This is a genomic window from Steroidobacter gossypii, from assembly GCF_016801985.1.
Classification (GTDB): Bacteria; Pseudomonadota; Gammaproteobacteria; order Steroidobacterales; family Steroidobacteraceae; genus Steroidobacter; species Steroidobacter gossypii.
On record NZ_JAEVLS010000001.1, the window covers coordinates 893,524 to 905,042 of the forward strand.

The 11,519-nt window shown below is 62.4% G+C and carries 9 protein-coding genes; 7 read left to right on the top strand and 2 right to left on the bottom strand.

Annotation, left to right across the window (positions count from 1 at the left end; genetic code table 11):
- Positions 1 to 25: 25 nt before the first annotated feature.
- Entirely contained in the window at positions 26 to 2,146 is a 2,121-nt protein-coding gene (locus tag JM946_RS03895; RefSeq protein WP_203165818.1) for a bifunctional rhamnulose-1-phosphate aldolase/short-chain dehydrogenase, read from the bottom strand.
- A gap of 160 nt (positions 2,147 to 2,306) precedes the next feature.
- On the opposite strand from JM946_RS03895, the gene JM946_RS03900 reads away from it, so the two are divergent.
- Genes JM946_RS03900 through JM946_RS03925 form a run of 6 tightly spaced genes read left to right on the top strand, consistent with a single transcriptional unit; the run spans position 2,307 to position 9,093 of the window.
- Positions 2,307 to 3,110 (top strand): DeoR/GlpR family DNA-binding transcription regulator, encoded by an 804-nt coding sequence (locus tag JM946_RS03900; protein ID WP_203165819.1) that lies wholly within the window; start codon positions 2,307 to 2,309, stop codon positions 3,108 to 3,110.
- A 51-nt stretch (positions 3,111 to 3,161) separates the two neighbouring features.
- Positions 3,162 to 4,187 (top strand): rhamnose ABC transporter substrate-binding protein, encoded by a 1,026-nt coding sequence (gene rhaS, locus JM946_RS03905; RefSeq protein WP_407700493.1) that lies wholly within the window; start codon positions 3,162 to 3,164, stop codon positions 4,185 to 4,187.
- A gap of 47 nt (positions 4,188 to 4,234) precedes the next feature.
- Positions 4,235 to 5,755 carry a sugar ABC transporter ATP-binding protein gene (locus JM946_RS03910; RefSeq protein ID WP_203165821.1) on the top strand — a complete coding sequence of 507 codons (1,521 nt, stop codon included), beginning with the start codon at positions 4,235 to 4,237 and terminating at the stop codon, positions 5,753 to 5,755.
- A gap of 5 nt (positions 5,756 to 5,760) precedes the next feature.
- A complete protein-coding gene (locus JM946_RS03915) occupies positions 5,761 to 6,735 on the top strand; it encodes an ABC transporter permease (RefSeq protein WP_203165822.1) in 975 nt (324 codons plus the stop codon).
- A complete protein-coding gene (locus tag JM946_RS03920; protein ID WP_203165823.1) occupies positions 6,732 to 7,709 on the top strand; it encodes an ABC transporter permease in 978 nt (325 codons plus the stop codon). Before JM946_RS03915 ends, JM946_RS03920 begins: the two co-directional genes overlap by 4 nt.
- Before the next feature lie 16 nt (positions 7,710 to 7,725).
- The gene (locus JM946_RS03925) at positions 7,726 to 9,093 is read left to right on the top strand and encodes an FGGY-family carbohydrate kinase (RefSeq protein ID WP_203165824.1); all 1,368 of its coding nucleotides are present in this window, start codon (positions 7,726 to 7,728) and stop codon (positions 9,091 to 9,093) included.
- Here the strand turns inward: JM946_RS03925 and JM946_RS03930 are convergent.
- Entirely contained in the window at positions 9,057 to 10,295 is a 1,239-nt protein-coding gene (locus tag JM946_RS03930) for a DUF748 domain-containing protein (protein WP_203165825.1), read from the bottom strand. The two genes, JM946_RS03925 and JM946_RS03930, sit on opposite strands and share 37 nt — an antisense overlap.
- 140 nt (positions 10,296 to 10,435) lie before the next feature.
- Here JM946_RS03930 and JM946_RS03935 point away from each other — a divergent pair, with 140 nt between their 5' ends.
- Complete coding sequence (locus tag JM946_RS03935; protein WP_203165826.1) at positions 10,436 to 11,455, top strand: PstS family phosphate ABC transporter substrate-binding protein; 1,020 nt, start codon at positions 10,436 to 10,438, stop codon at positions 11,453 to 11,455.
- Positions 11,456 to 11,519 lie beyond the last annotated feature (64 nt).

Sequence of the window (11,519 nt, forward strand, 5' to 3'; positions counted from 1 at the left end):
GATCTCCTTCCCGCAACGTCAGCCGCTAGCGCGTAAACGCAGCTGCGTTGCCTGCATCGACATTGATGATGTTGCCAGTCGACTTGGCGGCGCGCTCGGATGCAAAAAACGCGACGGCCTCGGCCACGTCTTCCGGAAACACACTGCGCTTGAGCAAGCTGCGCTCACGATAAATCGTTTCGAGCTCGTCCGTGCTGGTTTTGTACTGCTCGGCGCGTTGTTGCGCCCACTCGCCCTGCCAGATGCGCGAGCCGCGCAGCACTGCATCTGGGTTGACGACGTTCACACGGATGCCGGCCGGCGCGCCTTCGAGCGCCAGGCAGCGAGCGAGATGCAGCTCGGCTGCCTTGGCCGTGCAATACGCCGCCGCGCCCGGCGAAGCCGCCAGAGCATTCTTCGAACCGATGAACACGATCGAGCCACCGATGCCCTGCGCCTTCAGCAGCTGAAATGTCTGGCGCGCCACCAGGAAGTAACCCGTCGACAGGATGTCCATGTTCTTTTGCCAGGTGGCGAGGCTGGTCTGATCCACCGGCGAGGCCGAGGCGATGCCGGCGTTGGAGATACAGATGTCCAGGCCGCCGAACTTCCAGGCGGCGTCGCGAAAGCTGGCGATGACAGCGTCTTCGCGCGTCACATCGACCCAGCAGCTGGACACCACATCGTTGCCGTATTGTTTCTTCAGGCCGGCTTCGGCCTCGTGGAGTGCGTCATGATCGATGTCACAAAGCACCACGCAGGCGCCCTCGTCCATCAAACGTCGCGCGGTTGCCAGGCCGATGCCGCCGGCGCCACCGGTGATCAAAGCGACCCGGCCCGCGAGCGGCTTGGGCTTTGGCATGCGCTGCAGCTTGGCCTCTTCGAGATCCCAATATTCAATGTCGAACGCTTCCTGCTCGGGCAAGCCACGATACGTCGACACCGCGGCGGCGCCGCGCATGACGTTGATCGCATTGATATAAAACTCGCCCGCAATGCGTGCGGTCGCTTTGTCGGCAGCGAACGTGATCATGCCCACGCCGGGCACCAGATAAACGACCGGGTTGGGGTCGCGCATCTTCGGCGAACCGGGGCGTTTGCAGCGCTCGTAATAAGCGGCGTAACGCTCGCGATATTTCTCGATCGCGGGCTGAACGCGAGCAGCGAACTGATCCACCGAGTCGCTGGCCGCGTCGAACGGCAACACCAGCGGCCAGATCTTGGTGCGCAGGAAATGATCGGGGCAGGAGGTGCCCAGGTCGGCGAGCGCCTGTAGCTTTTCGCTGCCGACGAATTCCAGCACGGCGGCGCTGTCGTCGAAGTGACCGACCTTGCGAGTCGTGCCGGAGATGAGGCCGCGGATGCGCGGCATGATGGCCGCCGCCACTTCGCGACGCTTCTCCAACGGCAACGGCTGAGTCTTGAATGCGCCGAACGGCTGCTTGCCCACGCTCTTGTCGGCCAGCCACAAGGTGGCGCGGTTGATCACATCGAGCGTGTTCTCATAACAGGCCTTGGCCGTGTCCGCCCAGGTGAACACCCCATGCGCTTCGAGCACCACACCGCGCGCCCTGGGATTCTCACGAGTGAACTTGCGCAAGGCGAGGCCGAGCTCGTAACCGGGACGGATCCACGGCAGCCAGCCCACTTCGTCGCCATAGATCTCCTTGGTCAGCGCCTTGCTGTCGGCGGCAGCGGCAATGGCAATCAACGCGTCCGGATGCATGTGATCCACGTGCGCGCGATCCACCAGCCCATGCAGCGGCGTATCGATGCTCGCCGCCCGCGGATTGAGATTGAACGTGCAGTGTGAATACAGCGGCACCAGCACGCTGTCGCTGTCCGAACCTCTATAGAACGGTTCGAGCGACAGGAACTTGTCCATGTACAGGGTGGCGAAACCGTCCAGCTTCATGGTGCCCAGGTCGCCGCCCGAGCCTTTGACCCACAGCACCTGCACGTCCTTGCCGGTCAGCGGGTCCTTTTCCATGATCTTGGCGGAGGTGTTGCCGCCGCCGAAATTGGTGATGCGCTTGTCCGAACCCAGCAGGTTGGAGCGGTACAGCAGCTGCTGCGCAGGCGTCATTCCGGCTGCAACCGCATCGTTCCAGCGGCTTTCGAGCAGCAACGAAGACGACTCGGCTTGCGCCGGCTGAACCACACTCATCTAATCTCCCCCGCAGGCAGTTTGCGCGCGTTCCGGGCATTAGAAATCATCCCGGTGGCATGAAATGCCTGTTTACCACACGAATCGATCATATACAATCAGATGCAAGCATAATCGATCAGGGCTGTGATGGCCGCCCGGTCGATTTACAGGAGGCCCCATGCTGGAACGAGAGCGCCATAGCCTGATTCTCAAGCTGGTCGAAGAACGCTCCATCGTCAGCGTCGGCGATCTGCTCGATCTGCTGGGCGCCTCCGAGGCGACCATTCGCAGGGACATCAACACCCTGGCTGAGCGCGGCGAGGTGAAGCGCATTCGCGGCGGCGCCGAGGCGGTACGGCCCCGCCATCAGCCGCATCTGGTCGGCATGCCGTTTTCACTCAGTCAGGACATCAGCGTTCCGCAGAAACGCGCCATCGCGCGCGCGGCGGCCGAGCTGATCAGCCCGGGTGAAAGCATCATCATCAACGGCGGCACCACCACGTTCGCGCTGGTGGAATTTCTCGCCGACCACGATCTGGACATCCTCACCAATTCGTTCCCGATCGCGGCCAAGCTGCTTGCCACCAGCCGCAACCGCATCACGTTGCCGGGCGGCACCATCTTTCGCGAACAGAACATCGTGCTCAGCCCGTTCAACAACGACACCATCGAAAACTTCTGGGGCAACAAGCTGTTCACCGGCTGCTACGGCCTGAACCGCTTCGGCATCATGGAAGCCGATCCGCTGATCGTGCAGGCCCAGACCAAACTGTTGAAACGCACCGAGGACGTGATCGTGATGGCCGACAGCAGCAAGCTGCGCCAGAAGTCCGCAATGATCGTGACCGGCCTGGAGCGGATTTCCACCATCGTCACCGACGACGGCGCGAGGCCCGAAGAGCTGGATGTATTCAAGGCGGCGGGCATCAAGGTGATCGTCGCCACGGTGAGCGAGGAAGACGGCTTGCAGAAGCTGGCCTGAGTTGGAACACGACAGCACGAGGAATACCTCGGCGGTCGCACAAGCGGGGGGATGAGGATGCGAAGAAGAGCAATGCTCGCGGGCGCGGTCTCGCTGGCGGCCGTCACGATCGCGGGCTGCGGCGAACGGCCGCAAACGCCGGCCGGTGGCGGAGCCGACGGCAGGATTCGGATCGGGATTGTGGCGAAGAGCCTGGGGAACGGCTTTTTCGAAGCCGTTCACAAGGGCGCGAATGAAGCTGCCGCTGCGCTGAACGCCGAAATCATTTTCACCGGCCCGACCACTCCCACCGCCGAAGGGCAGATAGAAACATTGAATGCGCTGATCGCTCAGCGCGTCGATGCAATCGCCATTTCCGCCAACGATCCGGACGCGGTGGTGCCGACGTTGCAGCGAGCGATGCAGCGAGGCATCAAAGTCATCTCCTACGACTCGGCGGTGGCAAAGGAAGGTCGCGCCGTTCATCTGGCGCCCTCGTCCGATGTGCTGATCGGGCAGACCGTGGCGCAGTTGGCGGCCGAGCTCGCACCCGAAGGCAAAGGCAAAGTCGCCGTCGTTTCCGCCACGCCCACCTCGACCAACCAGAACTCCTGGCTGGCCCAGATGCAGCAGGCGCTGCCTCGCTACCCGGGTTTGCAATTCGCTGGCGTGGTTTATGGCGACGACGTTTCGGACAAGTCGTATCGCGAGACAGTCGCGCTGGTGAAGCAGCATCCGGATCTCGCCGTGATCGTGTCGCTGAGCTCGGTCGGCATCGTGGCTGCGGCCAAGGCAATTGAAGATCAAGGTCTCACGGCCAAGGTGAAGGTCACCGGCCTGGGCCTGCCGTCGGAGCTGATCGGTTACGTGCGCAAAGGCGTGGTGCCGAAGTTTGCGATCTGGAATCCCATCGATCTCGGCTACGCGGCCACGCAAGTCGCTGCACGCCTGGCGCGGGGAGAGAAATCCGAGAATGGCCAAGAGATATCACTGGAGCGTGTCGGCACAGTGAGCTTCGACGATGACGGCGTCGGCGCCATGGCCAAGCCATTCATCTACGATCAGAGCAACGTCGAACAGTTCGCCGCGATCTTCTAGAAGAAGTGACTGATGACGAATGACTACTGACTGGTCAGAGGGGCGACTTGAGCACTGATATGGCGGCGGCGCTCGAACCTGTTACGGCTCAACCGGTTCTCAACCTGACGCAGGTGAGGAAGTCGTTCGGCGGCGTGCACGCGCTGCGCGACGCCAATCTCGACTTGTATGCTGGCCAGGTCACCGCGCTCATCGGCGAGAACGGCGCGGGCAAGTCCACGCTGGTCAAGATCCTGTGCGGCATTCATCAACCGGACGGCGGTGAGATTCTGCTCGATGGTCGCTCCATTCGAGTCCGCGATCCCGAGCACGCGCGCCGTTTGGGGATCAACGTCGTACATCAAGAGTGCGTGGTGTTCGATAACCTGACCGTGGCGGAGAACATCTTCGTGAGCGCTCGCCCTCGCAAGGGCCGATTCATCGCGTGGAGCGAGATGCGCAAACGGGCCGCGGAAATCCTGCGGCAGCTGGATGTTTCTTTCTCGCCAGACACGCCGGCGGGGCAGCTCAGCGTGGCTCAGAAACATATCGTGCAGATCGCGCGGGCGCTCACGAGCCAAGCACGCGTGCTGATTCTTGATGAGCCCACAGCCGCGCTGTCCCACCGTGAAGCCGACGATCTGTTTCGTATCGCGCGCAGGTTGCGCGACGCAGGTTGCGCCCTGCTCTTCATCAGTCACAAATTCGAAGAGATCTTCGCGCTCGCCGATCGGTACGCCGTGTTTCGAGACGGCGCGTCCGTAGGCAGCGGGATGATCGCCGGCACCGGCAGCGAACAGCTGATTCGCATGATGGTTGGCCGGTCGGTCGAGCAGTTGTTCCCCAAGCTCGAAACTACGCTCGGCGAGGAATTGTTGCGCGTGGAGAGTCTGTCGCGGGAGCGTGAGTTCGACCAGGTTTCGTTTTCGGTGCGCCAGGGCGAAACACTGGGTATCTATGGTTTGGTCGGCGCGGGCCGCACGGAGCTGGCGCAATGTTTGTTTGGGCTCAGCACGCCGGATGCTGGCGCCATCTTGGTGGGCGGCCAACCCGTTTCGATTCGCAGTCCCGCGGACGCTGTCGCCCAGGGATTGGCGTATGTGCCGGAGGATCGCCAGCAGCAAGGCGCGATCCTGGCATTTCCCATTGCCGCGAATGTGGCCTTGACGAACTTGAGCACTCTCGCACCACGCGGGATCTGCAGCCGAGAGCGAGAGTCGGAGCTCGCCCATCATTGGATCTCGGCTTTGGGGGTCAAGGCGACTGGCCCGGAGCAGAACGTCGGCGATCTGTCCGGCGGCAATCAACAGAAGGTTGTATTGGCGAAGTGGTTGGCCCGGTCGCCGCGCGTATTGATCCTCGACGAGCCGACCAAGGGCATCGACGTGGGCGCGAAGTCAGCCGTGCATGCTGTCACCAGCGCCTTTGCTCAGCGAGGCAATGCCGTCGTGATGATCTCTTCGGAGTTGCCGGAGATCCTGGGCATGTCCGATCGCATCCTGGTGATGCGTCGCGGGCGCGTACGAGCGCTGTTCAATCGAGCCGAAGCGACGGCTGAGAACATCGTGCAGGCGGCCACCGGCGCGTGATGCATATGATCCAGAACTCCGCCGCGCGGCGCGATCTTGCTCTCGGTGTCATCGTCGTTGCGTTGCTTGGGGCGGTGACAGCCGCGTTTCCGCAGTTCGCACGACCTGTGAACCTGGCCGAGATTCTGGACGACAGCGCCATTCTGATCCTGCTGGCGCTTGGACAAATGATCGTGATCCTCACTCGCGGCATCGACCTGTCCATCGCCGCCAACCTGGCGCTCTCGGGCATGCTGGTCGCACTGTTCAACAAGAACTATCCCGAGGCCGGCGTTCTGCCAGTGCTGCTGATCGCTATCGCCAGTGGCGCCTTCCTGGGAGCCATCAACGGCCTGCTGGTTTGGCGCTTCAAGCTGCCGCCCATCGTGGTCACGCTCGGCACCATGTCGGTGTATCGCGGCCTCATTTACTTGCTCTCGGGCGGCACGTGGGTCAACGACAACCAGATGTCGCCTTCCTTTCTCGACTTCGTGCGTCATCAGGTGCTGGGGCTCACGACACTTTCTTGGTTGGCAATTGCGGGCATCGCCTTGGCGGCGCTGTTGATGCGTTACACGGTGACCGGTCGTGATCTATACGCGGCTGGCGGCAATCCGGCTGCCGCGAGTTATACCGGCATCGATCCTGGTCGCATGCAATGCCTCGCATACACGGTCTGCGGCGCCATTGCGGGGCTCTGTGGCTACTTGTGGGTGGCGCGGTTCGCGGTTGCTTACACTGACATCGCGCTCGGCTTCGAGCTGCAGGTGATCGCGGCCTGTTTGATTGGCGGGGTCGCCATCGCGGGAGGCGTCGGGACGGTCGCGGGCGTCGTGCTGGGATGTTTGTTCATCGGCATCATCAGGAACGCTTTGCCGCTGATCGGCGTTTCGCCGTTCTGGCAGATGGGCATCAATGGCCTGGTGATCGTGATCGCGGCGGTGCTGAGCGCGCGACGGCGTGAGGACAAGCGCGCGATTCTGGAGACCAGCCCTGCATGAACGCGCCCAGACTTTCCTTTCTGTCACGCCGGCTGCTGCGCTGGGAGTCGATGCTGGCGTTGGTGCTGGTGATCGAGTTCGTCTGCTTCGCCAGCTTATCGCCCTACTTCCTGAATGTCTGGACGCTGTCCGACGCCACCTTCAACTTCACCGAGCGCGCGGTGATCGCATTGCCGCTCGCGCTGCTCATCATCGCGGGCGAGATCGATATCTCCGTCGCCGCCATCATCGCGCTCGCATCGGTGGCGATGGGATTGGCTGCGGCGGCGGGAATCGATACGGCCGGCTTGGTTGCCATCGGCCTCGGTACCGGGCTGTTGGCCGGCATGATCAATGGCGCCTTGGTGACGATCGGCCGCGTACCCTCGATCGTCGCCACCATCGGTACCATGACGTTGTTCCGCGGGCTCGCTTATGCAGTGCTCGGTGATCGCGTGCTCAAGGATTATCCGCAGTCGTTCTCGGTGTTTGGCCAGGGTTATGCCGTGGGCCCGCTGTCCATCGAGCTCAGTTTGCTGATCGTGCTCGCAGTGATCTTCGCATTGTTTCTGCACGTGACGCGCTGGGGCCGAACCATTTACGCGCTGGGCGCGAATGCCACCGCTGCGCGTTTTTCTGGAGTGCCGGTGGATCGCTATCGGTTCCTGTTGTTTGCAATGACTGGGCTGTGCAGCGGCATCGCTGCGGTGTTGCTCACGTCGCGGCTCGGTTCGACGCGACCTTCCATCGCGCAAGGCTGGGAGCTCGAGATCATCAGCATGGTCATCCTCGGCGGCGTCTCGGTGTGGGGTGGCAAAGGCACCATCCCCGGCGTGCTGCTTGCCGCCGTGGTGCTCGGTTTCGTGAACTTCGGCCTGGGACTGCTGAATGTTCCCGGCATCGTCATGTCCATCATCGTCGGCGCGCTGCTCATCATCGTCGTTGCCATCCCTGTGATCGCCGAACGATGGTGGGGTCGGCCGGTGCGCACCTGACTCCACTGACCAACCTATGTCGCAGCCTCTGATTGCACTGATCGACATCGGCAAGACCCACGCCAAGCTGTGCGTCATCGATCCTCAGTCGGGAACGGAGTTGCGGGGCAGCCGGCGCGCCAACGCGGTGATTCAAGGACCACTGACGCGCGAATTGGATGTCAATGCGATTGGACAATGGTTGCTCGAGGCGCTGCACACAGCGCCGCATCGCGAACGAATCCGTTTCATTGTTCCCGTTGCGCATGGGGCTGCGGCGGTGCTGGTCGATCGTGACGATCACGTCGTCGCCGCTCCTGATTATGAAGATCCCTGTTTCGAGCAGGTCAACGCCGCTTATCGAGCGCAGCGGGATGTGTACCGCGATACTTACTCGCCGGATCTGCCGCTGGGATTGAACCTGGCGCGACAACTGTTCTTCTTGCAGGAGATGCAGCCCACGCTGTTCGCGCGAGCCGCTCATGTGCTGCTTTATCCGCAGTACTGGTCGTGGCGTTTGTCTGGCGTGATGGCGAGTGAGGTTACGTCGCTCGGGTGTCACTCGGACTTGTGGCTGCCGCGTGAGGCCAGCTTCTCCAAGCTGGCGCGCGATCGAGGGTGGAGCCATTTGTTTCCTGTCATGCGGCTGGCAGGAGATGTACTCGGGCCGATTTCGGCATCGGTGGCGGCGGCGACCGGGTTGGATGCTCAATGTCAGGTGGTTTGCGGGATTCACGATTCAAACGCTTCGTATTTGAAATTTTTGATTGCGCGAGATCGGGGCGAGCCGTTCACGGTCGTTTCCAGCGGCACCTGGACGGTGGTCATGGCCAATCGTGCGGATCTGTCGAGGCTTCGGGAAGATCGAGACATGCTGGCGAGCGTCGATGCGTTTGGTTCGCCCGTAGCGACGGCTCGCTTCATGGGTGGCCGTGAGTATGAGGCCATCGCGGGGTCGGACACGCGGCCCAATCTGCCGGCGCTGCTCAATGTCGTCGATCGGCAGGCGATGGCGCTGCCTGCGTTTGCCAGCGGCGGGCCCTTTGCGGGTCGTGAGGGGCGGCTGGTGAACGCAGAGAAGTTGTCGGGTTCCGAGCGGGCTGGCTTGGCGACGCTTTACGTTGCGCTAATGACGGAGTTGCTCATCGAGATGCTGGGCGCGGAAGGCGACGTGCTCATCGATGGTCCCTTGGCGACGAATCCAGTGTTCGGATCGGTGTTGGCTGCGTGCTTGCCGGAGCGCACCGTGTGGCTGACTCCAGGCGACGGAGGAAACATGCGCGCTGCCTGCTACCTCGCCGGCTTCCCCGACGCACCGAGTCAACCCATGACCCGTGCCGTACCCTCCGCACTGAAGGCCTTGCCGAGCTATCGTGAAGTCTGGCGAGAATCGTTAGCGCGCTGACTTTTCTTCTTGTCCTTATCATCCGCCGCAGGCTCACCGATCCCTTCGAGGTTCTGCCGTACGGCGCGAACCGAGATGCTGCCTTCGAGCGAGCGCGCGAATGCGCTGACGAAGGCGTTCCGTAACACACTGACGATGGTCTGCAGCACGCTGGTTTCGGGATTCTCGATGGTGCCGGTGAATGGAATACGCGCGGCGACCTGCTGCTTCTCGTCGTTCTCCAGCACATTGGCCGCAAAATCGACCAGCCCCTCCCAGATGCGCTTGAGAGGGTTCTCCTCGGGCTCCTCGCTGCTATAGATGTTCACGTTCTGGAGCACCGGCTTGGCATACCCCTGAAACTTGCCCTCCGCTGCCGCGAGCTCCAGGTACAACTCGAAATCCCCCGCCTCTGCGTCCGCCTTGACGTACTGGCGCAGCCACGGATTCACCTGCGGCAGCTTCACGCTGTTCAGCTGCAGATTCACGTCGAACGTCGGCTGCTTGGCCAACGGATCGACACTGCCGCTGATACGCGCGGAACCGCCGTCCAACACCTCAGCAGTCGTCTGGAAGTCCGCGAATGTTTCCTTGCCACTGTCGGCGACGTTGGTCAGGTTGGTGATCTGACCTTGCACGTTGGTGGCCCTGATGGCGTCCTGCGTGTCGATGCCGGGCGCGAGGAAGGTAATGGTGCCATTGTGAACGCGCACCGTATTGAAACGGAACGGGAACAGCTCGCCGATGCGTTCGGCCCAGTTCACGCCCTCGCCGGTCTGTGATTGCTCCTTGGTCTCGCCTTGGACGAAGTTCAAATCGGGTGAGAAGAATTGACCTTCGGCCACCAGCGAGCCGCGCAGCAGGCTGCGCCACTCGATGGAAAAATCCACCCGGTCACAGCTGAAGAACGGTACCGGGGCCCCGGAACCGGTCTTCACGATCTTGATGTGGTCAATGCGATAGGCGCCCCGGATCAACGAAAGGTCAACGTCCTCGATGTGCCCGTCATATTCTTCGAGCGCCTGGAGCTGCGCATTCACTCGGTCGCGTATCACGGAAGGCAGCGCGGCGCGGATGACGACAGCCACGACCACCAGCACCAGAAACGCAGTCAACCATTTGTCTCGCCGCCGCATGCCTACCTCAGCGGTGACCGCCGACGCCGCGTCGGCGATCCACGCTGCCCATGTAACTTCGGACGTGCCCTGTTCGGACTTCGCCATCGGACCCGGGGACGCAACGCTCGCCACCGGGCATCGGTTTCGGCCGTGGCTTGCACGGGGCGGACCGTGTAGGGAGACTTTGCCGACGCTTTCCCGCAAACTTGCGGCTTCACTGTCCATCGATTACAGAGGAGTTGCGCATGACCCCATGGCGTCTGGCGACATTGGCGATTGCCACCAGCGTGGCCCTGGCCGGCTGTGGCGAGAAAAACGGTTCGGCACGCACCGGCGCGGATGCACCGGTCATTCGCATCGACGGTTCCAGCACCGTGTTCCCGATTGCCGAAGCGGTCGCTGAAGAATTTCAGGTGGAACAGCGCGGCGCGGTTCGCGTCACTGTCGGCCTGTCCGGCACGGGCGGCGGCTTCAAGAAGCTGTGCCGCGGCGACGTTGATATCTCGAATGCTTCTCGCCCTATCCTCGCCGAGGAAATGGAAATGTGTCGCGCCGCCGGCATCGGTTTCATGGAACTGCCGGTGGCCTTCGACGCCATCACCGTCGTGGTCAATTCCCAGAACGACTGGGTAAAAAGCGTGTCCATCGAGGACTTGAGAAAAATGTGGGAGCCCGAGGCACAGGGTCGGATCGGCAGCTGGAATCAGATTCGTCCGGAGTGGCCGGATGCGCCGCTGATGCTGTTCGGACCGGGCGCCGATTCCGGCACGTTCGACTATTTCACCGAGGCCGTCATGGGCAAGGCGAAGTCCAGCCGCGGCGACTACACCGCCAGCGAAGACGACAACGTGCTGGTGCAGGGCGTGGAGAACAACAAGAACGCGCTCGGCTATTTCGGCTACGCGCACTACGCCTCGCACAAGGACCGCATGCGCGCCGTCCCGATCGAGAAGGCCGACGGTACGCAGACCGTACCGTCCAAAGAAACAGTGCTCGATGGCAGCTATCAGCCGCTGTCGCGGCCATTGTTCATCTATGTGAGCGACAAATCGGCGCAGCGCCCCGAAGTGCGCCAGCTGATCGAGTTCTATCTGACCGAAGGGCCTGCGCTGGCGGAGCAGGTAGGCTTCGTTTCGTTGCCCGAGCACGCGGCGCAGATGTCTCTGGAGCACTTCAAGGCCAATCGCATGGGCACGGTGTTCGGCGGCGTGCCGGAAGTCGGCGTCACCATCGACGAGCTGCTGAAGCGCGAAGCCAAACTCTGATCGCCAGCTGTTAGCTATTTGCCGCCGGCCGTGGCGCCGGCGGCCTCTCGTCTTCGCGCACAGG

What these genes read in the sequence shown, in the direction of transcription:
- JM946_RS03895 (WP_203165818.1), bottom strand. Translation starts at nt 2,146, where the DNA reads ATGAGTGTGGTTCAGCCGGCGCAAGCCGAGTCGTCTTCGTTGCTGCTC.
- JM946_RS03900 (WP_203165819.1), top strand. Translation starts at nt 2,307, where the DNA reads ATGCTGGAACGAGAGCGCCATAGCCTGATTCTCAAGCTGGTCGAAGAA.
- rhaS (WP_407700493.1), top strand. Translation starts at nt 3,162, where the DNA reads ATGAGGATGCGAAGAAGAGCAATGCTCGCGGGCGCGGTCTCGCTGGCG.
- JM946_RS03915 (WP_203165822.1), top strand. Translation starts at nt 5,761, where the DNA reads ATGATCCAGAACTCCGCCGCGCGGCGCGATCTTGCTCTCGGTGTCATC.
- JM946_RS03920 (WP_203165823.1), top strand. Translation starts at nt 6,732, where the DNA reads ATGAACGCGCCCAGACTTTCCTTTCTGTCACGCCGGCTGCTGCGCTGG.
- JM946_RS03925 (WP_203165824.1), top strand. Translation starts at nt 7,726, where the DNA reads ATGTCGCAGCCTCTGATTGCACTGATCGACATCGGCAAGACCCACGCC.
- JM946_RS03930 (WP_203165825.1), bottom strand. Translation starts at nt 10,295, where the DNA reads ATGGCGAAGTCCGAACAGGGCACGTCCGAAGTTACATGGGCAGCGTGG.
- JM946_RS03935 (WP_203165826.1), top strand. Translation starts at nt 10,436, where the DNA reads ATGACCCCATGGCGTCTGGCGACATTGGCGATTGCCACCAGCGTGGCC.